Genomic DNA, 23,165 nt, shown 5'->3' with positions numbered 1-23,165 from the left:
CCCGCGGCCACCTCGCCCTCGGTCTCGGTGACGACCCCGTACACGGCCGGACAGGCCACCTCCACGGCCGGCGGCGTGCCGGTCGGCTACCCGCACACCACCGCGGGGGCCGAGGCCGCCGCGGCGAACTACGTGGTCGCCTTCAACTCGGCCGACATGGTCTACGCCTGGCAGCGCGACAAGCTGGTCAACGCCATCGCCGATCCGGCCATAGCCTCCACCCTGCAGGGGCAGTTCGACGCCGCCTACGCCCAGATCGACACCACCTACGGCCTGTCCGGCTCGGGCGCCGCCCCGAGCGGGCAGACCTTCGTGGAGCGGGCCGCGCCGGTCGGGGTCAGCCTGGTGAGCACCAGCGGCGACACGGCCACCGTCTCGGTCTGGGCCGTCACCCTGGCCGGGCTCGCCGGGGCCAACTCGCAGCACGCCGTATCCGAGGACTGGGTCACCGTGACCGTCACGCTCAACTGGACCCACGGCGACTGGAAGTGGTTCTCCTTCCAGTCTGCCGACGGCCCCGCTCCGCTCGGGGGCTTGCAGACCCCGGCTCCCGGCACGACGCTGCAAGCAGCTGTCAACAAATATGGGGAGCTGCGGTATGGGCGTTAGCTTCGTGGCGGGTGCGGACCCGTGCGCGGCGCTGTTCGGCAGCATGAAACAGGCCTGCGAGAACACCGGCAAACTGGTCGGCGGAAGCAGCGGCTCCGGCGGGTCGAGCTCGACGAGCGCCGGTTCGATGCTCACCGACCCGCTCGGGTCCATCGCCAAGTCCTGCGCCGAGGCCGCGGCCTGGGTGATCAACCAGGTGGCCGGCGCGGTCAACGGCACCAGCGGAGTGGACTTCACCAACTCCGGGTTCCTGAAACAGTACGCGATCGTCTTCGCCGCCTCCACGATCCTGACCGTGGTGCTGTGGATCCTCGCGGTGATCAAGCGGGCGGTGCGCGGCGACGCGATCACCACCGCCGTCACCGAGGCCACCGGCTTCCTCTGGCTGGCCGTCGGCGCTTCCGCGTTCACCCCGGTGGTGCTCTACGGCATGGTCAAGCTGACCGACTCGGTCACCGACGCCATCGGCTCGACCACCAGCGCGGGCACCAACAGCTTCCTGAGTTCGTTCGCGAACACGCTCAGCCCCGCCAACGGCTCGGCCTCCTCCATCGGTGGCGGGCCGATCCTGCTGGTGTTCGTGTCGCTGATGTCGATGATCGCCGCCGCCCTGCTGTGGGTGGAGCTGCTGATCCGGGCCGCGATGCTCTACGTCGGCGCGGCGCTGGCCGGCGCGGTCTACGCGGGCCTGGTGGACAAGGACCTGTGGCCGCACGTGCGCCGCTGGGCCGGCATGATGATCGCGGTCGACCTGGTCAAACCGGTCATCGTGATCGTACTCGGACTCGCCACGGCGATCTCCTCGGGCGCCGCCCCCGGCTCGCCCTTCGCCTCGGTCCTGTCCGGCCTGGCCATCATGGCCCTTTCGATCTTCGCCTCGGGGCTGATCTACCGCTTCGTGCCCAACTTCGGCGACGACATGCTCAAGCTCTCCGGCGCCCGCTCCGGCGACGCCCCGGCCCAGGTGGCCCAGGGCGCGCTGGACGGTCCGGCCACGCGGATGCAGCAGGGCATCGCCGCCCACGGCGCCCGCTCCGGCAATCCGGTCGCGGCCCCCGCGCTCGCCGCCCTCGGCGCCGGCGCGGGCATGGCCGCGCAGGGCCTGCGCGCCTCGGCCAGGGTCGCCCTGCAGCGCCCGGAACCGCAGAACCCGGCGGGCCTGATCGGCCCGGGCGGAGCAGGCGGGGCCGGCGGCCCCGGAGCCCTGCCCCCGCAGGGACCGAACTCACCCTCGGCCAACAGCGGCCGCGGTGCGGCCGACTCGGCCCGTACGGCTCCCGGCACCAACGCCGCGGATCCGGGCGGCCGGGGAGCGTAAGGAGTCGCGGCAGTGAGCACCGAAGGCTACGAGCGTCGCCGCTCCTTCCTGATCGGCAAGGCCAAACCGAACGCGATCGTTGGGCGCAACCGGGAGACCGGCGAGCTGATCGTGCTCGGCGGCGGCCTGCTGCTGGCCATGGTGTGCGGCTTCGCCGTGCCCACGCTGCCGCTGAAGATACTGACCATCCTCGGCTGCCCGGTGCTGGCCGGCGCGGCCGTGTTCGCGCCCTACCGCAAGCGCACCTACTACCGCTGGTTCGAGATCGAACGCTCCTATCGCAGGATGCTGCGCGGGCGCAACGCCTCCTACGGCTCGGTCGCGGACACCGCCGGCACCACCCTGTCCGGGCTCGAACTCCCGGTGCCCACCCCGCCCGGCGTCGGCCAGGTGCGCTGGCTCACCGCGCGGTTCGGGCCGGACGAGCTGGCCGTGCTCACGCACCTGGACCGCGGCACCATCACCTGCACGATCGAGATCGAGGGCCCGGGCGTGGGCTCGCGCGACGCCGAGGACCAGGAGGCGCTGGTCGACCGCTACGGCACGCTGCTGCGGCACGTGGCCAACGGCGACGGCTTCGTGACCCGGGTGCAGATGCTCGCGCGCACCCTGCCGGCCGATCCGGACGCGCACGCCAAGGACGTGGCCCGGCGCGGCGACCCGGAGGCGCTGCCGTGGATCCGCGACTCCTACGCGCAGCTGCTCTCCATGGTCTCCACCTCCAGCGAGCAGCACCGCACCTACCTGACCGCGTGCATGTCCTACACCAGGGAGCTGGCGGCCGAGGCGCGGGTCATGTCCGGCGGCCACGACCTGGACCACGGCATCTGCGTGGTGATGGTGCGCGAGCTGACCGACATCTGCGCCCGGCTGGCCGACGCCGACATAAGCGTGCGCAGGCCGCTGGGCGTGCCCGCGCTCTCCTCGCTGATCCACTCCATGTTCGATCCGGAACACCCGATCGACCACGTGGACGGGATGGCCGAGCGCGACGCCTGGCCGGCCGAGTTCGACGCCTCGGCCCCGCTGTTCCTGCGCGCCAAGACCCGCGAGTCGGCCACGGCCGAGCCCTGGTGCCACGCCACCGCCTGGATCAGGGAGTGGCCGCTGACCCCGGTCGCGGTCAACTTCCTGGCGCCGCTGCTGGTGCACACCCCGGACGTGATCCGCACGGTCGCGGTGACGATGGACCTGGAGCCCACCGAGGTCGCCATCGAGCGGATGCTGACCGAGCGGGTGAACGTGGACGCCGAGGCGCACCGGCAGGCCAAGCTGGGCCGGGTGGACGACCCGCGCGAGCGGGCCCACTCCAGCCGGGTGGACCTGCGCGGCGAGGACCTGGCGGGCGGCGCGGCCGGAGTGAACCTGGTCGGCTACCTGACCGTCTCCTCCCGCTCGCCCGAGGCCCTGGCCAGGGACAAGCGCACCATCCGGGCCTCGGCCGGCAAGAGCTTCCTGAAGTTGGAGTGGTGCGACCGCGAGCAGCACCGCGCGTTCGTCAACACTCTGCCGTTCGCCACCGGAGTCAGGCGATGAGAAGGAGGAGTACGTGGCCACCAGGGACAGCATCGGCGACCTGATCACCGACGGCTTCGCGGCGGCGCTGTTCGGCCGGCGCGAGACCCAGCGCATCCCCGTGCGCACCTCCACCAACCAGGCCGAGGCGATCTACCTGCCCACCGCGGCCCCGGGCCTGGGCGACTCGGGCGTCATCATCGGCCGCGAGGTCTACAGCGGCAAGGGCTACGTCTACGACCCCTTCCAGCTCTACGGCCAGCAGCTGCCCGCCCCGCACTGGCTGGTGCTGGGCGAGTCCGGCAACGGCAAGTCGGCGCTGGAGAAGACGTACGTGCTGCGCCAGCTGCGCTTCCGGGACCGCCAGGTGGTGGTGCTCGACGCGCAGGGCGAGGACGGGGTGGGCGAGTGGAACCTGATCGCCCAGGCCATCGGGGTGCGCCCGGTGCGCCTTGACCCGCACGCGCGCGGCGGCCAGGGCGTGCGGCTGAACCCGTTGGACCCGGCCATCACCAGCACCGGCCAGCTGGCCCTGCTGCGCACCATCGTGGAGGTGGCGCTGGCCCGGCCGCTGGACGAACGCTCCGGCTACGCGCTCAAGGCCGCGCACGCCACGGTCCGGGCGGACGCGCTGCGGACCCTGGAGCAGCCGATCCTGCACGACGTGGTCGACGCCCTGCGCGAGCCGGTGGGCACGGCCGCGCAGGAGATGAACATCGAGCTCGAAGACCTGCGCGAGTGGGGCCTCGACGTGGCCCTGGTGCTCGACCGGCTGGTCGACGGCGACCTGGCCGGGATGTTCGACGGGCCCACCACCGACGGCATCGACCTGGACTCGCCGCTGATCGTCTTCGACCTGTCCACCATCGACCGCAACTCGATCGCCATGCCGATCCTGATGGCCATCGTCGGGGTCTGGCTCGAGCACTCCTGGCTGCGCCCGGACCGGCGCAAGCGGATCTTCCTGGTGGAAGAGGCCTGGCACATCATCAACGAACCCTCGGTGGCGCAGCTGTTCCAGCGGCTGCTGAAGTTCGGCCGGCGCCTTGGCCTGTCCTTCGTCGCGGTGGTCCACCACCTGTCCGACGTGGTCGACGGCGCCGCGGCGAAGGAGGCCTCGGCGATCCTGAAGATGGCCTCCACCCGCACGATCTACATGCAGAAGTCGGACGAGGCCAGGGCCACCGGCAAGGTGCTCGGCCTGCCGCGCTGGGCGGTGGAGATCATCCCGACGCTCTCGCCCGGCATCGCGGTCTGGGACGTCAACGGCGACGTGCAGGTGGTCAAGCACATCATCACCGAGCACGAGAAGCCGCTGGTGTTCACCGACCGCGCGATGACGGAGAGTTCGGCGACGCAGGCCGAGAACAGGCGGACGTCGGCCGACCGGGAGCCGGACGACCTGCCGGGCCCGCTCGGCCCGCTGTACGCGCCGCCGCTGGCCGCCGCCGCGCCCGCCCCCGCGATAGAGCCGGTGGCCAGGGCCCTGCCGCCCACCCGCGCGGTCCCCGGCCACGCGGCGGGTCCGGCGCCGAACCCGCTGCCGGGCGGCGGCGGATCGCCGACGGCCTCGGGCGGCCGTACGCCCGCGCAGCCGACCGGCCCGCTCGGCCCGGTGGGCCTGCCGCCGCTGCCCGCCCCGCTGCCGCCGACGCTGCGTCAGGCCGTCGCGCCCAAGCCGCCGGCGGAGGATCCTGACCTGACCGCCCTGGCCGCCGCCGTGTTCGGGCCGCGAGCCGAGACCCCGATCCACCCGCGGATGCCCCGGCGGCCGGAGTAGGCCGCGCGGGCGGATCAGCGGGCTGCGGGAAGGCGGGGTGCGGTCGCGGCTGACCGCGGCTCAGCGGGCCGTGACGGCCGGGAGCTCGATCGGGCGGCAGGGCCAGAGGTTGCCGCACAGGCAGTAGTCGGGACCGTTGGCGATGGCCACGAGGCCGTGCACCGGGTGCGCCATCTGCGCGGGTGCGAGCTTGCGGGCGCGGAGCTGGGTGGTGCTGTTCACTGTGATCTCCTCACTGCGAAACCGACCGATCTCACTCAGCGCAACGAGCGTCCACTGTTCCAGTCACGGTCCTACTGGCTGATTATCGGAAAATGCCCGGTGCCCCGGACCGAGAACGGTCCGGGGCACCGGGGAACTGCGGGCTGGATCAGGGCTTCGCGATCAGCGCAGCGCGAACACCCGGGCCGAGCTCAGCGACGCCGCCGGCTCCTGCACGGCGTTGCCCTTGGCCGAGACGGCGCTCGGCGAGGAGGGCGGGGCCATGGTGGTCTGGGGCTTGGCGAAGTAGCCGAAGAAGTCCGAGATCAGCTGGATCGAACCGCTCGGGGACCCGTTGAAGAAGTCCTGGTCACCGTTGCTGATCGGCGCCAGCACCGCGTTCGCGATCGTCTCGCCCTTGCTGAAGTTCAGGTTCGAGACCGAAGGCACCGCGTTGATCGGGTCCGGTACGACGCTGACGTACCCGGAGGCGGTCGGCGCGGTCACCGTGACGTTGTAGAGCGCGGCGGTCAGTGCCGAGGTCGGCACCTGCAGCGCATAGGACATCGGGAAGACCTCGTAGTTGTAGGCCGGGAGCGCCCCGCCCTCCTTGCGCGTGTCGAACATGCGCACCGGGAAGGAGGGGACGAACTTCGAGGTCGCCGACGGGGAGAAGTACCCGTCGAAGTCGGCCAGGATGTCGACCGCTCCGCTGCCGCCGTTCTTGAAGTCGATCGTGCGGTCTGCCGGGACGGACACGATCACCAGGTTCGGCACGTTGGCGTTCGGCGGGAAGTTGAGGTTCGAGGTGTTCGGGGTGGTGCCGTCCGGGAAGACCGAGACGAAGCCCGAGCTGCTCGGCGCGACCGCGGTCACGTTGATCGCGATCGCCGTGGTCCCGGTCGGGACCGAGGAGGGCAGCTTGAGCTTGATGGTCTTGCCGCCCGCGACCCGGCCGCCGGCTCCGCCGGTGTCGTGGCGGGTGTCGAGGATGCGGGTCGGGGTGACCGAGCCGTATCCGGCGTTGGTCGGGTCGTTGCCCGCGGTGTAGTAGCCCTCGAGGTCGGCGATGAGCTGCTCGGTGCCGCCGGAGCTGACCGAGAGGACCACCTTGCCGCCCGGCAGGACCGGGACGGTGACCAGGTTCGCGATGGTCTCGCCCTTGGAGTAGTTCAGGTTCGAGGTCGTCGGGTTCTGCGAGAGTCCGGTGGAGTACGCCGTGACGAGGCCGACCGCGGTCGGGCTGGTCACCGTGAGGTTGATCACGACGGCGCTGAGGCTGCCGTGGCCGGAGTTGGTGATCGAGGTCGGCAGGGTGATGGTGGCCTTGCCGTTCTTCGCGACCGGGCCCTTGGTGCCGCCGGTGCCGTTGCGGGTGTCGAGCAGCCGCTGCGGGGTGACCGCGTGGTAGCCGTCACCGACGGTCAGCCAGAGCGGGCTGGAGATCGAGGTCCGGCCCCCGTCGGTGATCGTGACGGTGACCTCGTAGGTGCCCTCGTACTTCAGCACGGAGGCCACTGGGTTCTGCGAGAGCGTCGCCGCGGTCCCGTCGTCGAACGAGAACGAGTAGGTGGCCAAGGAGTCGGTCCCGGTGGAGCCCGATGCGTTCAGGGCCACGACCGTCTCGCCGTTGGACTCGGAGACACCGGTCGACACCGTCAGCACGGCGTTGAGCGGCGCCGGCGGAGTCGCGGTGGCCGTCGGGGTCGGAGTCGGAGTCGGGGTGGGAGTCGGCGTCGCGGTGGGCGGCAGCGTCGGGATCGGCGTCGCCGTCGTCGCGTTGTACCGGATGAAGCCGACCAGCGCCGGGGCGGTGGTGGACTCGCAGGTCTGGCTGAAGGTCGCGTTCAGCTGCGTCAGCGCGCCGGTCGAGTCCGAGGCGATCTGATAGATCGTGAACGTGCCGTAGTCGTTGTTGCAGCCACGGCTGTTGCCGGACACGGTGATGCCGGGCGCGCTACCGGTGTTGAACGGATAACGGGTCGCGCCGACGTAGGTGCCGGGAACGAGTTGCTCGGCGGACGGAGCCGCGAGGTTCAGGGTCCACGGACCCGCCGATACCGTCACCTTGCCCAGATCGCCGGTGGCGGTCACGCTCGAGCCGGTGTAGTCGGCCGGCGAGCCGCCGCCGATGTAGTCCCCGGAGGCGCTCAGGAACGAGAACTCGTTGCCTGCGGAGGCCGCCGTGCTGCCGGAGTTCGCCGGGTCGGTGATCGGCTGCGCGGTCGAGGCCAGCGTGGGCACCGTGGTCGGCAGCGTGGCGTTGTAGCGGATGAAGCCGACCAGCGGCGCCGCCGTGGTCGACTCACAGGTCTGGCTGAAGGTCGCGTTCACGCTCGTCGCCGAGATCTCGGTGACGGTGAAGCTGCCGTAGTCGTTGTTGCAGCCGCGACCGTCGCCGTACACGGAGATGCCGGGTGCGCTCGCGCTCGCGAAGCGCAGGGCGCCGGTGTAGGTGGTGCCCGCCGTCAGGGCCTGGCCCGTCGGGGCGGCCAGAGTCAGTGTCCAGGCGCCGGCGCCGCCCGCGCTCACGGTGACCGTGCTGAGATCGGCGGAGACCGAGACGGTCGGGTTCGTGTAGTCCACCGTCGCCCCGGCGCCGATGTAATCGCCGGCCCCGCTGGCGAAGTAGAACTCGGTCGCCGCGGTGCCGACGGTCGAGCCGTCGTGCGCGGTGGCGGTGGTGGCCTGAGCCGAGGTCAGCGGAGCGATGGTGCCCGCGACGGCTATGGACAGGGTGAGCGCGCCGAATACGCGCAGGCGCATGGAACCCCCCAGGGTACGAAGTCGGTGAGGCCCGGGCGTGCGGCCTCCAAGAGCAGATAAGCCCTTTATTATCCGTGAATCGGGGGCGCACCTCAACCAGTTGCGTCGGTACAACGCGTCACGGCTCTGCTACAGATGACGATCTTGCTACGGCTTGAGCTTGTCCACGGCCACCAGGCCGGTCCGGTCCGTGTCCACGGCGAAGTGCAGCACCCAGGCGCCGCCCGGGGCGATCGACTCGTTCGCCCACTGATCCGCGGTGGCCGGATCCCAGGGCTTGCCCTGGAGCGTCGGGCCGTCGTCGAGGCGCACCGAACCGCCCAGGTCAGGGCTGTAGAGCACAGCCGCGATCAGTTCGTCGAGCAGCGGGCCGTGGGTGCACACCACGGTGCCCTCACGGCGCGCCACCAGATCCTTGAGCCAGGCCACCACGGCCCGCGGCGCGTGGACGTAGGACTGCTCGGTCAGCGCCGCGTCGGTCTCCAGCGTCAGTGCACGCAGATCGGTGTAAGGGCGGACGGTCGCGACACAGCGCACCGCCGGGGAGCTGACCACCCGCAGCCGGCCGTAGCCCGCGAGCAGTTCGGCCAGCGAGAGCGCCTGCTGCCGCCCGTGCGGGGCCAGCGGCCTGGCCAGGTCGTCGCGGTAGAGCGGGCCGCGGTGCTCGGCCTTGGCGTGCCGCTGCAGGATCACCGGGAAGGTGTGCGCGGGCGCGGCGAGGAAGACCTCGAGCACCCCGTGGTCCAGCGGATTCGTCAGCCGGGCCGCGGCCGCCTCGGGCCCGAACCACTCGAGCCGGTCCACCTCCTCGTTCGGGGTGAACTCGACCTCTTCGACGCTGCGCCCGGCCCAGTAGCGCACCCGCTTGGGCCGGCCGAGCACCTCGTACTCGGTGTTCGGCAGCCGCCGGCCGAACACCGCCCGATGCCCCGTCTCCTCCTGCACCTCGCGCAGCGCCGTGACCAGGGCGTGCTCGCCCGGCTCGGCCTTGCCCTTGGGGAAGGACCAGTCGTCGTAGCGCTCCCGGTGGATCAGCGCGATCTCGGGGCCGTGCGCCCCGTCACGCCACAGCAGCGCTCCCGCCGCCTTGATCCTGCCGGAGTCGATCATGTGCGTCGCCATGGCGGATCAGCGTACTTCCTCCGCGAACCAGGCGCGGTACGACGGTGCCGTGGCCGAGGTCCACAGTTCCGGGAAGGTGCGGCGCGAGCGGGCGATCTCGGCCCGGCACTCGCCGAGCAGCCGGCCGAGCACGAAGCCGGTGCTGGTCGCGATCCGCGGCGACTGCGCCGCCCGCAGCACCACCTCGCCGGCCACCGCGGCGTCCTGCTGCTGGCCGAGCTCCTCGGTCAGCCTGGTCAGCTGCGCGGCGAAGGCCTCGGCCGGGATGCCGATCACCGGGACGCAGACCTCTGCCGCGTACCTGGCCCGCTTGGCCGAGATCCGCAGCTTGTGCCAGGGCTCGTCCTCGCCCTGCGGGTCCACCGACGCCGCCCGCCGCACCACGTGCGCGAACTCGGCCCGCACCAGCGGCGGCAGCACCCGTTCGGCCGGCTGGCCGAGCACGCCCTCCGTCGAGGCGACGGTCTGCGGGGCCAGGGCGATCCGGTCGGCCAGGGCGTGGAAGCTCGGCCCGGCCAGCGTGGCCAGGGTCGCGTCGTGCGCCGTGGCGTAGTCCCGCCCGAGCATCCGGTCAAGCAGCGTGTGCGCCCGCAGCACCCCGGGGTCGTCCGTGCCGTAGCGCTCGAGGGCGCCGAGCAGCCGCTCGCGCACCACCTCGATGTCCCGCTCCGGGGCGATCACGTCGGTCAACGCCGCGATCTGCGCGCTCAGCCCGTCCGCCCAGGCCTTGTCCAACACCGGCCGGAAGGTGCGCAGCACGGAGCGGGTGCGGCGGCAGGCCACCCGCAGCTTGTGCGCGGCCTCGGGCTTGTCCTGGCGCAGCCGCGGAAGCTGGGCCAGGAAGGCGTTGCTCTGTTCGGCCAGGTAGATGCGCAGCACCTCGCCCGCGCTCGGGTCCATGCTCGCTCTCACCTGCCTCCACCCCGCCGGGTCCACATCACGAATCCTCGATAATCGGTGCCCGCTGTGGCGCTCGCGCGCCGGGCACTCATCCCATCCGAGCCCGCCGGGCGGCGGACTGTTGGTTGCGCGCGTCGATCAGCGCCTTCTGCACGTCCCGTGGCGGCACGCCGTCCGGCGGCGTGTTCCGGGTCCACTCGCCGTCCGGGCCAAGGGCCCAGCAGACTGCGTCCTCGGCGAACACGGAATCGATCAATTCAATCAGAGTACTGCGGTGTGTGGCCTCGCCGATGCGCACCAGCGCCTCCACCCTGCGGTCGAGGTTGCGGTGCATCATGTCCGCCGAGCCGATCCAGACCTGGGCCGGCTCCGGGGCGGTGCGCGCCCCGGCCGGTGCGGAGACGTCGTCGCCGAACACGTACACCCGCGAGTGCTCCAGGAAGCGGCCGAGCACACTGCGCACCCTGATGTTCTCGGACAGGCCGGGCACGCCCGGACGCAGCGCGCACATCCCGCGCACCACCAGGTCGACCTTCACCCCGGCCTGCGAGGCGGCGTAGAGCGCGTCGATGACGCCCTCGTCCACCAGGGAGTTCATCTTCATCCGGATCCTGGCCGTGCGGGCCAGGGCGCGCCGGCCGCTGAGCGCCTTCTTGTGCTCGCCCTCGATCCGCTCGATGAGCGACTCGCGCAGCCCGTGCGGGGCCGTCAGCAGCCGCCGGTAGCTGGTGGTGCGCGAGTAGCCGGAGAGCCGGTTGAACAGGTGGGTCAGGTCCTCCCCGACCAGCGGGTCGCAGGTGAGCAGGCCCAGGTCCTCGTACTGCCGCGCCGTCTTCGGGTTGTAGTTGCCGGTGCCGATGTGGGCGTAGCGGCGCAGCTTGTTGCCCTCCTGACGCACCACCAGGGACAGCTTGCAGTGCGTCTTGAGGCCCATCAGGCCGTAGACGACGTGGCAGCCGGCCTGCTCCAGGGTGCGCGCCCAGGCGATGTTGGCGTGCTCGTCGAACCTGGCCTTGATCTCGACCAGGACGAGCACCTCCTTGCCCGCCTCGGCCGCGTCCACCAGCGCGTCCACGATCGGGGAGTCGCCGCTGGTGCGGTAGAGGGTCTGCTTGATCGCGCGCACGTCCGGGTCGGCCGCGGCCTGCTCCAGGAAGGCCTGGACCGAGCTGGAGAACGAGTCGTACGGGTGGTGCAGCAGGACGTCGTGCTGGCGCATCGCGGCGAACACGTCGATCCCGGCGCTCGACTCGAACTCGGCCAGGTCCTGGTGCACCGCGGCGGCGAACGGCGAGTACTTCAGCTCCGGCCGGTCCTCCCCGGCCACCGCGAACAGCCCGGTCAGATCGAGCGGGGCGGGCAGCCGCAGGATCTCGGCCTCGACCATGCCGAGCTCGCGCACCAGCAGCTCGAGCACGCCCGGGTCGATGGTCTCCTCGACCTCGAGCCGCACGGCCGGGCCGAACCGGCGGCGCATCAGCTCGCGCTCGAGGGTCTCGAGCAGGTTCTGCGAGTCCTCCCCGTCTATCTCCACGTCCTCGTTCCGGGTCACCCGGAAGGTGTGGCAGCCGAGCACCTCCATGCCGTTGAACAGGTGCGGCAGGTGCGCCGCGATGACCTGCTCGAGCGGGATGTAGCGCTGTTCGGCCACCTCGATGAAGCGCGGCAGCAGCGGGGGGAGCTTCACCCGGGCGAAGTGCTCGTGCTGGCTGACCGGGTTGCGCACCAGCACGGCCAGGTTCAGCGAGAGCCCGGAGATGTAGGGGAACGGGTGCGCCGGGTCCACCGCCAGCGGGGTGAGCACCGGGAAGATCCGCTCCCGGAAGAGCACGTAGAGCTCGTCCTGCTCGGCCTTGGTCAGCTTGGCCCAGTCGACGATCTCTATCCCGTGCGCGGCCAGCTCGGGGCGCAGGTGCTCCTGGAATCCGGTGGCGTGGCGGTGCATCAGCTCGCGGGTCGAGGCGTGGATGCGCTGCATCACCTCGCGGTGGCTCAGCCCGCTCGCGGTGGCTCCGGCCGCGCCGGTGGCTATCCGGCGCTTGAGGCCGGCCACCCGCACCATGAAGAACTCGTCCAGGTTGTTCGCGAAGATCGCACTGTACTTGGCCCGCTCCAGCAGCGGCACGTCGCGGTCCTCGGCGAGGTCGAGCACCCGGCTGTTGAACTGCAGCCAGGACGCTTCCCGGTCGAGGAATCGGGACGCGGACGCGGGGCTCGGGTCCACAGGCTGATCCATGATCCAACCCTCGCATAGCCGGGTGAACGGAAGGTAGACTCCGCACGGATTCTCGGTGCTGTTCCTCGCTCTACCCGATCGCGGCCCCTCAACGCACCCGATACTCGAGGTCCACCGAGCGGGTACGGAATCCGGCCTGCTCGTAGAGGCGGACGGCGGCGGTGTTGTCCCCGTCCACGTAGAGCACCACGGTGCGATAGCCGCGTGCGGTCAGATAGGCCATGCCCGAGTGCAGCAGGACCCTGCCGAGCCCGAGGCCCTGCGCCTTCGGGGAGACCCCGAGCACGTACACCTCGCCCACCGGCTCGGGCCCGTACGCGCCGGCCGGGTGGGTCTTGGTCCAGTGGAATCCGGCCAGTTCGCTCAGCCCGCTCGGGCCGAGCCGCTCGGCCAGGAAGAACCCGGCCGGGTCGAACCAGGGCTCTGCCATGCGTTCGGCCAGGTCCCGCGCGGTCCACTGGCCCTGCTCCGGGTGGTGCGTGAAGGCCGCGGCGTTCAGGGCGAGCCAGGCCTCGTCGTCCTCGCCGGGGCGGAAGGCGCGCAGCGAGATCCCCTCGGGGGCCCGGGGCGAGAGCGCGCTCGGCGCCCAGCCGGTGATCTCGAGCAGCCGCAGCTCGCGCGACTCGCGCAGGCCGAGCCGGGCGGCCACCCGCCGCGCGGCCGGATGCGCGCCGTGCGCCCAGAACCGCACCGCGCCCGCCGCCAGCGCACTGCGGGCCAGCAGCGTGCCGAGCCCGGCGCCGCGTGCCTGGGGGGCGATGACCAGCTCGCAGCCGCGTCCGGAGACGGTGCCGTCCGGCCCCGGTTCGTCCGGCGCGCCGAGGTAGGCGTACCCGAGCACCGCGCCGTGCGCCCCGTGCTCGATCAGGTGCACGGTGCCCTCGCGCCCGTGGGCCACGGCCAGCCGCGCCTCCTCGGACAGCGGCACGTGCCCGTCCGCCTCGGCCGCCGCCGCGACCAGCTCGGCCACCCGCTCCCGGTCGGCCTGGGTCAAAGCTCCCGCAGTCTGTTCGCGCATGTCCTCAGACTAGATGTCCGACCGGCGTGCGGGTGGATCTCGCGCGGGCGGATCCTCAGACGGCCACGGCCTCGCGTTCGCCGCGCTTCTCCGGGTTGACGAAGCGGTAGCCGACGTTGCGCACGGTGCCGATCAGCTGCTCGTTGTCCGTGCCGAGCTTCGCCCGCAGCCGCCGTACGTGCACGTCCACGGTGCGGGTGCCGCCGAAGTAGTCGTAGCCCCAGACCTCCTGCAGCAGCTGCGCCCGGGTGAAGACCCGGCCCGGGTGCTGCGCGAGGTACTTGAGCAGCTCGAACTCCTTGAAGGTCAGGTCCAGGACCCGGTTGCGCAGCCGCGCGGTGTAGGTGGCCTCGTCGATGACGAGGTCGCCGTTGCGGATCTCCAGCGGCAGGTCCTCGGAACCGGAGGCGGCGGCCAGCCGTCCCAACGACAGCCGGATGCGCGCCTCGAGCTCGGCCGGGCCCGCCGTGTCGAGCAGGACGTCGTCCACGCCCCACTCGGCGGTGACCGCGGCCAGCCCGCCCTCGGTGGTGATCAGCAGCATCGGGCAGTCCAGGCCGGTGGTGCGCAGCAGCCGGCACAGCGACCGGGTGGCGGGTAGTTCGCGGCGCCCGTCGACCAGCAGCACGTCCGCGGGCGGCGCGTCCATCAGCGCGGACGCCTCGGCGGGCGCGACGCGCACGGTGTGCAGGAGCAGGCCGAGAGAGGGCAGCACTTCGGTGGAGGGCGCGAGAGCGTTGGTCAACAGGAGCAGCGTGGCCATGAGGTGGGGCTCCTTCCGCCGGGCGGCATGCGGGTTTCGTAACCTGCGCGTAAAAAGCAAACAAGGACCCGGGGGCTTCGCTGCCCGGATCCTTCAGACGCACAATAGCCGACGTGTCTACCGGGTGTCTGTAACGAAGAGCACACGATAACGCCGGGAGTGCATCCGGCCGGGGTCGCGCGTGGCCGATACTTGGGGGGCACCGGACCCGCAAGCCGGGCTCGACTCGATCCACCCTAGCGAGAAGGCGGTACCAGTCGGTGACAGCGACACTGCGCTTCTGGGCGGCCGCGCGCGAGGCCGCGGGCACGGCCGAGGAGCCGGTCGCGGCGGCCACGCTCGGCGCGGCCCTGGCCGAGGCGGTGGAGCGCCGGGGCGGGCCGGACGGCGGCGGAGCGCAGCTGCTGCGGGTGCTCGCGCGCTGCTCGGTGCTGGTGGACGGGATGCAGGTGGGGCGGGCCGACCCGGGCACAGTCGCGCTGCACGAGGACTCGGTGGTGGAGATCCTGCCGCCCTTCGCGGGAGGCTGAGCGTGAGTTACGGATCCCAGGAACCTTACGAACCCTACGACCCGTACGGGCAATACGACCCCTATGGGCAGCCCGGGCAGCCGCAGTACGGCCAGTACCCGCAGCAGGGTCAGGGCGAGGGGCCCGGATACGGCGGCGAACAGTACGTCGAATACCGGGAACACCAGGAGTACGCGGAGTACCGGGAGTACCAGGAGCCCGGCTACCAGGAGTATCAGGAGACGTACCCGGCCGAGCCCGGCCCGGCCGATCCGCAGTGGGCCATGTCCGGCATGGGCTGGGAGCAACAGGCCTGGGACGAGGCCCGGCTCGGCGTCTCGCCGCTGCAGGAGTACGAGGGCCACGGCCCCGGCGGGGACGCGGGCGCCGCTCCGGCCCCCTCGCCGGCGCCCGGCCGCGGCTCGCGGCGCCGGGTTCCGGCCGTGGAGGAGGAGTACGAGGGCTACGACGGGCACGAGGGTTATGGCCAGGCCGGCGAACCCGACGCGTGGGACGTCCCGGATCAGCGTGCCGGGCGCGGTCGTGACGCCGCGTCAGGCCCGTCGGGCGCCGCGGAGGCGCTCGAGGCCCCGGAGCGCGCCCGCCCGGCCGCGGCGCCCGCCAAGGCCGCCGCCAAGGCCGCGAGCCCGGGTCGTGGCGCGTTCGGCGCGGCCGGCCTCGGCGCGATACTCGCCGTGGCCGCGCTCGCCTCGTCCGCGGCCGTGGTGGTCGTGGTCGCCCTGGTCCAGTTCGGCATCGCCTACGGCTGGCAGCTCGCCGCCGGGCTCGGCCGCAACGGCCGCGGCGACCGGCGCGCGATCGTGCTCACGACGCTGACCGGCTGGGCCGCGAGCGTCGCGGCGTTCCGGCTGACGGGGGATCAGGACCAGATCGGCATCCCGGCCGCGCTCGGCGTCGGATTCCTGCTGCTGGCCACGGATCAGACGCTGCGCCGGGGCCCGGCGGTCGGCGAGGGCGAGCGGATCACCGCGCTCGCGGTCGCGGTCGGCGGGGCACTGTTCGCCACCCTGCCCGCAGCCTTCGTGGTGGCCGCCCGCCTGGACACCGGCCTGACCGCCGCCTGCGCCTCGGCGGCCGCGATAGGAGTGCTCTGCTGCGCGCTGCTCGGGCGCGAGCCGGTCCGCGGCGTCTTCGCCGCGCTGATCCCGGGCGCCGCCGTCGGCGCTCTGGCGGCCACCTCGTTCTCCGCCTCCGGCGGACTGAAGGCGGGCGCCATCGGCGGCGCCGTCGCCGCCCTGGCCGCGGCCGCCGGAGCGGGCGCACTCGACCGGATGGCGGCCGAGGGCGAACTGCGCGGCTCGGTCCGGGTCGCCTCGCAGACCCTGCCGGTCGGCCTGGCCGCGATCGGCGCCCTGTTCGCCACGGCGATGTTCCACTGAGGTCTGTCGGTCTGCCGGACTGCCCGTCTGCCGGTCCGCTGCTTCGCCGGTGCGCCGAGGTCTGTTCCGGCTTCGCCGCCCCGGCTCGGACCTGGGCCGTCCGCGCGCCGTTCGCTCCCGCACCCCCATCGCCCGGCGCGCGCCGCGCCCCTTCAATCCGTGTCCGGTCTAGGCTGATCGGGTGACTGAGCCGACGATGCCCATGCAGTACCCGGGCGGGGAGCAGCCCGGGGCCGACAACAACGACAAGACCCTCGCCCTGCCCGTGCGCCGAACGCGCCGGCGCGGGCGACGCTGGCTGATCGCTCTGCTGGTGCTGATCGCGGTGCTCGTCGGAGTGGACCGGATCGGGCTGCTCGTGGCGGAGGACCAGCTCGCCAGCCGGATCCAGTCGTCTCAGAATCTGAAACAGAAGCCGAGCGTGAGCATCGCCGGCTTCCCCTTCCTCACCCAGGTCGCCGCCCGCCACTTCGGGCACGCCACGGTCGACATCCACGGCCTCGACGCGAACGGCCTGACCATCTCCAACCTGCACGCCGACCTCTACGGCGTGCACGTCAACGGCGCGTTCAACGGCGCCGAGGTGGACACCCTGAACGCCACGGCCACCATCGACTACACCGACGTGGCCGCGGTGCTCTCCAAGTACCTGACCATCGACGGCGTGCAGCTCGGCACCGCCACCGTCACCTCCGCCGGAAAAAACCAGCTCAAGGCCACCGTCTCGGCCCCGAGCGCGATCGGCCAGCTGCTCGGCGGCACGGACATCTCGCTCGACCTGTCCGTCACGCTGGTGGGCTCGCACACGCTCGAACTGCGCTCCGGCCAGGTCAGCAGCTCGCTCGCGGACCTCGGCTTCAACCCGGACATCGACGTCAAATACGACCTGTCCACGCTGCCGTTCGACATCGACCTCACCGGTCTGGACTACACCTCCACGGCCGTGGTGGTTTCGGCCCAGGGGCATCAGGTGAACCTGAGCAAGAGCGGCATCTCCGGCAGCTGAGCACGGCCTATGCGTAATGTTTCGGATGTGAGACTACCGTCTCATAGAACGAGATGTTCGTGACAGCCCGCCGGGTGCGTCCCTAGTATCGAGGCCATGAGGCCCCAGGCAGAGCTCACCAAGCGGCGCGCAGTCGACCTGTGTCGCGTCGCCACCTGCCTGTGTCTCCCGGCCTGATCCAGGCCGCTTCGCCGCGCCCCGCTCCAGGGCAGACGGCCGCTCTCCGAGCCTGATCGGGCCCTTCGCCCAAGCGATCGTCAAGAAGCAGCAAAGCCGCGGCCGTCCCCCGGCCGAGCCCGCACCATTCACACACCGTGATCATCAGGAGACTCATATGAGCCGCAACGACGTCTTGGTCGACGCCGACTGGGTCGAGGCGCACCTCGACGACCCGAAGGTGGCCGTCGTGGAAGTGGACGAGGACACCAGCGCGTACGAGAAGAACCACATCCGCAACGCCATCCGGATCGACTGGAAGCGCGACCTGCAGGACCCGGTTCGGCGCGACTTCGTCAACAAGGAGCAGTTCGAGGCCCTGCTCTCGGAGCGAGGCATCGGCAACGACACCACCGTCGTGCTCTACGGCGGCAACAACAACTGGTTCGCGTCCTACGCCTACTGGTACTTCAAGCTCTACGGCCACCAGGACGTCAAGCTGCTCGACGGCGGCCGCAAGAAGTGGGAGCTCGACTCCCGCGACCTCGTCGCCGAGGTGCCCGGCCGCGAGGCCACCGCGTACACCGCGCAGGAGCAGGACTCTGCCATCCGCGCGTTCCGCGACGAGGTCGTGGCCTCGATCAACGTGACCAACCTGGTCGACGTGCGCAGCCCCGACGAGTTCTCCGGCAAGCTGCTGGCCCCGGCCCACCTGCCGCAGGAGCAGTCGCAGCGCCCCGGCCACGTGCCGAGCGCCAAGAACATCCCGTGGTCCAAGGCCGCGAACGACGACGGCACCTTCAAGTCGGACGAGGAGCTCACCGCCCTGTACGAGGGCGAGGGCGTCGACCTGGCCAAGGACACCATCGCGTACTGCCGCATCGGCGAGCGCTCCGCGCACACCTGGTTCGTGCTGCACGAGCTGCTCGGCCAGTCGAACGTGAAGAACTACGACGGCTCGTGGACCGAGTACGGCTCGCTCGTGGGCGTGCCGATCGAGCTCGGCGCCTGAGTCCCGCGCCCGACCGATCAGCAGAAGGAGAGTACTGATATGTGCGGCGCCACCACCGGCGGCCTGTCCCGAGAGGGGATCGACGTGTCCAAGGAAACCGTGATCGAGGGGACGGTGAGCAAGGACGGCGTGCCCGTGACCGGCTACGTCCGCCTGCTCAACGCCGACGGCGAGTTCACCGCCGAGGTCCCGACCTCCGCCACCGGCGCCTTCCGCTTCTTCGCGGCGCCCGGCAGCTGGACCCTGCGCGCGCTGGTCCCCGGCGGCAGCGCCGACCGCGCCGTGGTGGCCACCCAGGGCCAGGTGCACGAGGTCGCGATCGCGGTCTGATCCGCGCCGTCTTCTCAGCGCAGCTCCCACCCGAGGCCCCCGGCGGTTCGTCCGCCGGGGGCCTCGGGTCCTCGCGGCCGCGTGAGCCGCGTCGCGACGGACCGCTCAGTAGACCAGCGCCTGCGTCCCGTCCTCGAGCACCTCGGCCACGAACGCCTGGGCCCCGGCGATGCGTACCCCCGGGCGGAGCATTTCCTCGGTGATCTCCCGGCGCGCCGCGCACTGCGTGCACAGGGTGATCGTGCCGGTCGCGGTGATCGCCTCGATCAGGTCGGGCAGCGGCGCGGAGTGCGGCAGTTCGAACTCCTCGGCCCGGCCCGGCAGCGCGAACCACGAGGACTCCCCGGTCAGCCAGAGCGACACGCGCGCCCCGGACGCCGCCGCGACCGCCGCGACCGTGAACGCCTGAGCGCACCGTTCGGGGGCGTCGGCTCCGGACGTGACCTTGATAACGAGGTTTCTGGTCGTCATGAGCGTTCACGGTATTAGACTTGAGCCGCCGAAAACCGACCGGGCCCACTCGACCCCCCGGCCGGCCTGAGACGCCGAGGAGCGCTACACAATGGACAATTTCTTCACCGCCCTACTCGTGGTGATGTTCGTCGCGGTCCTCTGGTTCGCGGGCTACGTCGTGGTCAAGCTGTTCAAGGGCCAGAGCTGACATGCCCTTCGAGATTCCGCAGGACCTCGACCCTGCGCTCTACCCGGTCTCGTTCCTGATCGGCGAGTGGGCCGGGGTGGGTCTGGGCCAGTACCCGACCATCGAGGACTTTCGCTTCGGCCAGGAAGTCGTCTTCAGCTACACGCCGGGCAAGACCTTCCTCGACTACGAGTCCAAGTCCTGGCTCATCGACGAGGACGGCGAGAAGCTGCGCCCGCTCGCGCGCGAGCACGGCTACTGGCGGCCGCAGGAGGACAAGCAGCTCGAGGTCGTGCTCACCCACCCGACCGGCATCGTCGAGATCTGGGTCGGCAGCGTGGACAGCGGCAAGATCGAGCTGAACACCGACGCGGTCGTACGTACCGCCACGTCCAAGGAGTACTCCGCCGGCAGCCGGCTCTACGGGCTGGTCAAGGGCGACCTGTACTGGACCTTCGACATGGCGGCGATGGGCCACGGCATGCAGAACCACCTCGCCGCGCAGCTCAAGCGGGTGAACTAGGCCGACCGGCCTCGGCGCGTCGCCGGGCCGCCGCCGCACGCCGTACGCCGGCGTCTTTGGACGAGCGCGAGGCGGTCCCGGGGTACGGCGTACAGTTGGCCTGTGGCGACCACCGGCGGCTCGGCCGCTTCCGTGCCCTCCGACCTGAGCGACCAACTGCGGTCCAAGGGTTACCGGCTCACGCCCGCGCGCCAGCTCGTCCTCGGCGCCGTCGCCGTGCTCGAGCACGCCACGCCGGACGCCATCTGCGCCGAGGTCCAGCGCACGGCCAGCTCGGTCAACCTCTCCACGGTCTACCGCACCCTCGAGCTGCTCGAGGAGCTCGGCCTGGTCTCGCACACCCACCTCGGCCACGGCGCGCCGATCTACCACGCCGCGCACGAGCGCGAGCATCTGCACCTGGTCTGCGGGTCCTGCGGCCGGATCCTCGAGTCCCCCTCCGACTGCGCCTCGACGTTGATCGCCCAACTGCGCGCGGACCTCGGCTTCGAAACCGACATCGCGCACTTCGCGCTCTACGGCCGCTGCGCCGAATGCCGGGCTGCGGACGCCGCGGACGGGCACGGGCAGCACACGCCGGGCGAGCACTCCGATTCCGACGATGAGCACGAGGGTGACCGCGGGAACAACGGCGTCGCCCTGGAGGGTTGATCCGGACATGCGTTCCCCCCTGCTCGACCTGCCCGGCGCCGTAGCGGCCGAGGCCCCCGACGAAGGCGTGGCCGCCCACTACGGCAACCCGCACGTCGAACAGCGCGAACTCGTCGCCGGGCGCGGCTTCGTGGACCTGTCGAACCGCGGCGTCCTGCGCATCGGCGGCACCGACCGGCTCTCCCTGCTGCACACCCTCACGACGCAGTACCTGAGCGAACTCGCCCCGCACACCGCGACCGAGACGCTGCTGCTCGACCCGAACGGCCGGATCGAGCACGCCCTCTACCTCGTGGACGACGGCGAGGCGGTGTGGGCCCACGTCGAGCCGGGCACCGCCGAGCAGTTCGCGGCCTTCCTGACGAAGATGCGCTTCATGCTCGACGTGGAGCCGGTCGACGTCACCGACCAGTACGCGGTGGTGTTCGAGGCCGGCCCGACCCGCTCGGCCGAGGCCGCCGTGGTCCTGGTGCGCGAACTGCCCGACGGCACCGGACGCGAGCTGTTCCTGCCGCGCGCCGAACTCGGGGCGTACGGCCGTACGCACGGGCACCCGGCGGGCGTGTGGGCCTACGAGGCGCTGCGGATCGCCGCGCACCGGCCCCGGGCCGGGCTCGAGGTGGACCCGCGCACGATCCCGCACGAGCTCGGCTGGCTGGACTCGGCCGTGCACCTGAACAAGGGCTGCTACCGCGGCCAGGAGACGGTGGCCCGGGTGGAGAACCTCGGGCACCCGCCGCGCCGGCTGGTGCTGCTGCACCTCGACGGCACCGAGGAGCACCTGCCCCCGCACGGCTCGGCCGTGGTGCACGACGGCCGCGAGGTCGGCACGGTGACCAGTTCGGCCCGCCACTACGAGCTCGGCCCGATCGCGCTGGCCGTGGTCAAGCGGTCGGTGCCGGTCGAGGCGACGCTCGAGGCCGACGGCGTACCCGCCGGACAGGAGGTCGTCGTCCCCCCGGACGCCGGCGGCACCGCGCGCGAACGGCTGCGTCGGCACGGCTGACCTGCGCGGGTCGCTGGTAGGACGAGAGGCGTGCAAATTGCACAGTGCGCTCGTCTTATCGGGTGACAGTCGTCTGTCATGGGGCCGCGCGCGCGAGCGGCGTGGCACGATGCAGCCATGTCAGGAGTCTGGGAAATCCCGGGGGAAGGCGGCCTGCCGCGATGACGGCCCACACCGAGCGCAGGCTGGACCGCGTGCTGTCCGCGGATCTGGACCTGCGCGGCCTCGTCACGGCGCAGCTGCGCGCCGCCCGTGCCGAGGCCATCGCCGAAGAGGCGGATCTGTCCTACCTGCGCCGGCTGTTGCACGGCCGGATCGACATAATCGCGGCGGAGCTCACGGCCCGCGCCGACGGGGACTCGAGCCCGCTGATCGGGCGGCTGATCGAGATCCTGGCCGACCACAGCGCGCCGCGCCATGTCTCCGCCCGCTACCAGCCGATAGACCCGGGCCGGGTCGGGGAGTACCGGCTGGCCATGGAGGCCTCGCTGGGCGACCTGGACGTGCCCGACCTCGCCTCCTGCCCCGCCGTCCGGCTGCACGAGGTGGCCGACCGGCTCAGCCGGCACGAACGGGAGATCTCCGCGCTGCGCCGCACCGTGCAGCAAGTGGTCGACGCTTATGCCGCAGAGCTCGCCCGCCGGTACCGTGAAGGTGAGGCGACGGTCGACGAACTGCTCGCCGAGTGAACCGCGAGCAAGGAGCGAGCCGAGAGATGGCAGTGATACCCGAGAACAGCGTCGTTCCGGCGGAGGAGGCCGAACCGGTCCTGGTGGAGATCGTCCGGTCCGGCTTCGTGGAGGGTGTGCACCGCGGCCGCCTGGTCCTGCTCGAGGCGGACGGCTCGGTCGGGCTGAGCATCGGCGACCCCGCCGCCCCGCTGCTGCCGCGCTCCTGCAGCAAGCCCATGCAGGCCACCGGCATGCTCGACGCGGGCCTCGACCTCGAAGGCGAACTGCTCGCCATCGCCGCGGGCAGCCACGCGGGCGCCCCGATCCACATCGAGGCCGTGCGCAAGATCCTGGCCGGAGCCGGCCTGTCCGAGGACGCGCTGCAGACCCCGGCGGCGGCCCCCGGCGACGAGCAGGCACTGATCGCGTTCCACCGCGGCGGCGAGCAGCCCTCGCCGATCTACTACAACTGCTCGGGCAAGCACGCCGCGATGCTGGCCACCTGCGCCGTCAACGGCTGGCCGATCGAGACCTACCTGGACCCGGCCCACCCGGTGCAGCAAGCCTGCCGCGGCGCGATCGAGCGCCTGACCGGCGAGCGCATCGCGGCGGAAGCGGTCGACGGCTGCGGCGCCCCCCTGCTCGGCGTCTCCCTGCTCGGCCTCGCCCGCGCCGTACGCGCCTGTGTCCTGGCCGACCCGGGCGAGCACCCGCGCCGGGTCGCCGACGCCATGCGCGCGCACCCCGAGTACATGTCCGGCGAGGAGAAGCTCGACGCCCACGCCATGCGCGCCGTCCCCGGCCTGCTCGCCAAGGCCGGTGCCGAAGCGGTGTACGTGGCCGCCCTCCCGGACGGCCGAGCCCTCGCGTTCAAGGTCAACGACGGCAACCCGCGCACCCTGGCCCCGATCCTCGCCGAAGCCCTGCGCCGCCTCGACATCCCCGACGCCGACGTAGCCGCCTTCGGCGCCGCCCCCCTGCTCGGCGGCGGCCGCCCGGTCGGCAGCCTCCGGCCGGTGTTCGGCTGAGGGGT

Annotated in this window: 22 protein-coding genes and 1 pseudogene; 15 read left to right on the top strand and 8 right to left on the bottom strand. The window is 71.9% G+C overall.

Annotated elements, in window-relative coordinates:
* From KDL01_RS10005 to KDL01_RS09990, 4 genes and pseudogenes are all read left to right on the top strand, one after another.
* The coding region (locus KDL01_RS10005; protein WP_212528114.1) for a DUF8175 domain-containg protein at positions 1 to 609 on the top strand (609 nt) is incomplete at its 5' end.
* On the top strand, positions 599 to 1,927 hold the full coding sequence (locus tag KDL01_RS10000; RefSeq protein WP_212528113.1) for a hypothetical protein: 1,329 nt from the start codon (positions 599 to 601) through the stop codon (positions 1,925 to 1,927). The genes KDL01_RS10005 and KDL01_RS10000, both read left to right, overlap by 11 nt.
* A 12-nt stretch (positions 1,928 to 1,939) precedes the next feature.
* Positions 1,940 to 3,463 (top strand): SCO6880 family protein, encoded by a 1,524-nt coding sequence (locus KDL01_RS09995; RefSeq protein ID WP_212528112.1) that lies wholly within the window; start codon positions 1,940 to 1,942, stop codon positions 3,461 to 3,463.
* 13 nt (positions 3,464 to 3,476) lie between these two features.
* Positions 3,477 to 4,844 (top strand): annotated as a pseudogene (locus KDL01_RS09990) (ATP-binding protein); the annotation flags it as partial.
* A 438-nt stretch (positions 4,845 to 5,282) separates the two neighbouring features.
* Here KDL01_RS09990 and KDL01_RS09985 read toward each other — a convergent pair.
* From KDL01_RS09985 to KDL01_RS09955, 7 genes are all read right to left on the bottom strand, one after another.
* On the bottom strand, positions 5,283 to 5,444 hold the full coding sequence (locus KDL01_RS09985; protein ID WP_212528111.1) for a hypothetical protein: 162 nt from the start codon (positions 5,442 to 5,444) through the stop codon (positions 5,283 to 5,285).
* A 162-nt stretch (positions 5,445 to 5,606) separates the two neighbouring features.
* Positions 5,607 to 8,189, bottom strand: coding sequence for a PKD domain-containing protein (locus tag KDL01_RS09980; RefSeq protein WP_212528110.1), 2,583 nt, complete (start codon positions 8,187 to 8,189; stop codon positions 5,607 to 5,609).
* 147 nt (positions 8,190 to 8,336) lie between these two features.
* Positions 8,337 to 9,311 carry an NUDIX hydrolase gene (locus tag KDL01_RS09975; protein WP_212528109.1) on the bottom strand — a complete coding sequence of 325 codons (975 nt, stop codon included), beginning with the start codon at positions 9,309 to 9,311 and terminating at the stop codon, positions 8,337 to 8,339.
* Between the two features lie 6 nt (positions 9,312 to 9,317).
* Positions 9,318 to 10,211, bottom strand: coding sequence for a CHAD domain-containing protein (locus KDL01_RS09970; protein ID WP_212528108.1), 894 nt, complete (start codon positions 10,209 to 10,211; stop codon positions 9,318 to 9,320).
* An 88-nt stretch (positions 10,212 to 10,299) separates the two neighbouring features.
* Complete coding sequence (locus tag KDL01_RS09965) at positions 10,300 to 12,645, bottom strand: RNA degradosome polyphosphate kinase (RefSeq protein WP_368861539.1); 2,346 nt, start codon at positions 12,643 to 12,645, stop codon at positions 10,300 to 10,302.
* On the bottom strand, positions 12,536 to 13,465 hold the full coding sequence (gene mshD, locus KDL01_RS09960; RefSeq protein WP_212528106.1) for a mycothiol synthase: 930 nt from the start codon (positions 13,463 to 13,465) through the stop codon (positions 12,536 to 12,538). Before mshD ends, KDL01_RS09965 begins: the two co-directional genes overlap by 110 nt.
* Positions 13,466 to 13,520: 55 nt before the next feature.
* Complete coding sequence (locus KDL01_RS09955) at positions 13,521 to 14,228, bottom strand: response regulator transcription factor (protein ID WP_212528105.1); 708 nt, start codon at positions 14,226 to 14,228, stop codon at positions 13,521 to 13,523.
* Positions 14,229 to 14,488: 260 nt separating this feature from the next.
* Between KDL01_RS09955 and KDL01_RS09950 the strand changes: the two genes are divergently transcribed.
* The 6 genes from KDL01_RS09950 (at position 14,489) to KDL01_RS09930 (ending at position 18,641) form a co-directional block, all read left to right on the top strand.
* The gene (locus KDL01_RS09950; protein WP_212528104.1) at positions 14,489 to 14,758 is read left to right on the top strand and encodes a MoaD/ThiS family protein; all 270 of its coding nucleotides are present in this window, start codon (positions 14,489 to 14,491) and stop codon (positions 14,756 to 14,758) included.
* Between the two features lie 2 nt (positions 14,759 to 14,760).
* A complete protein-coding gene (locus KDL01_RS09945; RefSeq protein ID WP_212528103.1) occupies positions 14,761 to 16,137 on the top strand; it encodes a hypothetical protein in 1,377 nt (458 codons plus the stop codon).
* A 181-nt stretch (positions 16,138 to 16,318) separates the two neighbouring features.
* Positions 16,319 to 17,143 (top strand): LmeA family phospholipid-binding protein, encoded by an 825-nt coding sequence (locus KDL01_RS09940; RefSeq protein WP_212528102.1) that lies wholly within the window; start codon positions 16,319 to 16,321, stop codon positions 17,141 to 17,143.
* 96 nt (positions 17,144 to 17,239) lie between these two features.
* On the top strand, positions 17,240 to 17,320 hold the full coding sequence (locus KDL01_RS45865) for an Ms5788A family Cys-rich leader peptide (protein WP_368861538.1): 81 nt from the start codon (positions 17,240 to 17,242) through the stop codon (positions 17,318 to 17,320).
* Positions 17,321 to 17,477: 157 nt separating this feature from the next.
* Complete coding sequence (locus KDL01_RS09935; protein WP_212528101.1) at positions 17,478 to 18,311, top strand: sulfurtransferase; 834 nt, start codon at positions 17,478 to 17,480, stop codon at positions 18,309 to 18,311.
* Between the two features lie 39 nt (positions 18,312 to 18,350).
* Positions 18,351 to 18,641, top strand: coding sequence for a DUF1416 domain-containing protein (locus tag KDL01_RS09930; protein ID WP_212528100.1), 291 nt, complete (start codon positions 18,351 to 18,353; stop codon positions 18,639 to 18,641).
* A gap of 105 nt (positions 18,642 to 18,746) precedes the next feature.
* Here KDL01_RS09930 and KDL01_RS09925 read toward each other — a convergent pair whose 3' ends face one another.
* Positions 18,747 to 19,112, bottom strand: a complete 366-nt coding sequence (locus tag KDL01_RS09925; protein WP_212528099.1) for a DsrE family protein — start codon at positions 19,110 to 19,112, stop codon at positions 18,747 to 18,749.
* Positions 19,113 to 19,303: 191 nt separating this feature from the next.
* On the opposite strand from KDL01_RS09925, the gene KDL01_RS09920 reads away from it, so the two are divergent.
* The 5 genes from KDL01_RS09920 to KDL01_RS09900 all read left to right on the top strand — a co-directional run bounded on the left by KDL01_RS09920 (position 19,304) and on the right by KDL01_RS09900 (position 23,160).
* Positions 19,304 to 19,804 carry a heme-binding beta-barrel domain-containing protein gene (locus KDL01_RS09920; RefSeq protein WP_212528098.1) on the top strand — a complete coding sequence of 167 codons (501 nt, stop codon included), beginning with the start codon at positions 19,304 to 19,306 and terminating at the stop codon, positions 19,802 to 19,804.
* 102 nt (positions 19,805 to 19,906) lie between these two features.
* Positions 19,907 to 20,455, top strand: a complete 549-nt coding sequence (locus KDL01_RS09915; protein ID WP_307846218.1) for a Fur family transcriptional regulator — start codon at positions 19,907 to 19,909, stop codon at positions 20,453 to 20,455.
* Between the two features lie 7 nt (positions 20,456 to 20,462).
* A complete protein-coding gene (gene ygfZ, locus KDL01_RS09910) occupies positions 20,463 to 21,461 on the top strand; it encodes a CAF17-like 4Fe-4S cluster assembly/insertion protein YgfZ (RefSeq protein WP_212528097.1) in 999 nt (332 codons plus the stop codon).
* 161 nt (positions 21,462 to 21,622) lie between these two features.
* Positions 21,623 to 22,150: an RsiG family protein gene (locus KDL01_RS09905; protein ID WP_212528096.1), complete on the top strand. Its 528-nt coding sequence runs from the start codon at positions 21,623 to 21,625 to the stop codon at positions 22,148 to 22,150.
* A 26-nt stretch (positions 22,151 to 22,176) separates the two neighbouring features.
* Complete coding sequence (locus KDL01_RS09900; RefSeq protein WP_212528095.1) at positions 22,177 to 23,160, top strand: asparaginase; 984 nt, start codon at positions 22,177 to 22,179, stop codon at positions 23,158 to 23,160.
* Positions 23,161 to 23,165 lie beyond the last annotated feature (5 nt).

It is taken from the genome of Actinospica durhamensis, from assembly GCF_018139695.1.
GTDB classification, from domain to species: Bacteria; Actinomycetota; Actinomycetes; order Streptomycetales; family Catenulisporaceae; genus Actinospica; species Actinospica durhamensis.
Note: the sequence above shows the minus strand (reverse complement) of the source record. Positions and strands in the feature narration are given on the sequence as shown.

What these genes read in the sequence shown, in the direction of transcription:
- KDL01_RS10000 (WP_212528113.1), top strand. Translation starts at nt 599, where the DNA reads ATGGGCGTTAGCTTCGTGGCGGGTGCGGACCCGTGCGCGGCGCTGTTC.
- KDL01_RS09980 (WP_212528110.1), bottom strand. Translation starts at nt 8,189, where the DNA reads ATGCGCCTGCGCGTATTCGGCGCGCTCACCCTGTCCATAGCCGTCGCG.
- KDL01_RS09975 (WP_212528109.1), bottom strand. Translation starts at nt 9,311, where the DNA reads ATGGCGACGCACATGATCGACTCCGGCAGGATCAAGGCGGCGGGAGCG.
- KDL01_RS09970 (WP_212528108.1), bottom strand. Translation starts at nt 10,211, where the DNA reads ATGGACCCGAGCGCGGGCGAGGTGCTGCGCATCTACCTGGCCGAACAG.
- mshD (WP_212528106.1), bottom strand. Translation starts at nt 13,465, where the DNA reads ATGCGCGAACAGACTGCGGGAGCTTTGACCCAGGCCGACCGGGAGCGG.
- KDL01_RS09955 (WP_212528105.1), bottom strand. Translation starts at nt 14,228, where the DNA reads ATGGCCACGCTGCTCCTGTTGACCAACGCTCTCGCGCCCTCCACCGAA.
- KDL01_RS45865 (WP_368861538.1), top strand. Translation starts at nt 17,240, where the DNA reads ATGAGGCCCCAGGCAGAGCTCACCAAGCGGCGCGCAGTCGACCTGTGT.
- KDL01_RS09935 (WP_212528101.1), top strand. Translation starts at nt 17,478, where the DNA reads ATGAGCCGCAACGACGTCTTGGTCGACGCCGACTGGGTCGAGGCGCAC.
- KDL01_RS09930 (WP_212528100.1), top strand. Translation starts at nt 18,351, where the DNA reads ATGTGCGGCGCCACCACCGGCGGCCTGTCCCGAGAGGGGATCGACGTG.
- KDL01_RS09925 (WP_212528099.1), bottom strand. Translation starts at nt 19,112, where the DNA reads ATGACGACCAGAAACCTCGTTATCAAGGTCACGTCCGGAGCCGACGCC.
- KDL01_RS09920 (WP_212528098.1), top strand. Translation starts at nt 19,304, where the DNA reads ATGCCCTTCGAGATTCCGCAGGACCTCGACCCTGCGCTCTACCCGGTC.
- ygfZ (WP_212528097.1), top strand. Translation starts at nt 20,463, where the DNA reads ATGCGTTCCCCCCTGCTCGACCTGCCCGGCGCCGTAGCGGCCGAGGCC.
- KDL01_RS09905 (WP_212528096.1), top strand. Translation starts at nt 21,623, where the DNA reads ATGACGGCCCACACCGAGCGCAGGCTGGACCGCGTGCTGTCCGCGGAT.
- KDL01_RS09900 (WP_212528095.1), top strand. Translation starts at nt 22,177, where the DNA reads ATGGCAGTGATACCCGAGAACAGCGTCGTTCCGGCGGAGGAGGCCGAA.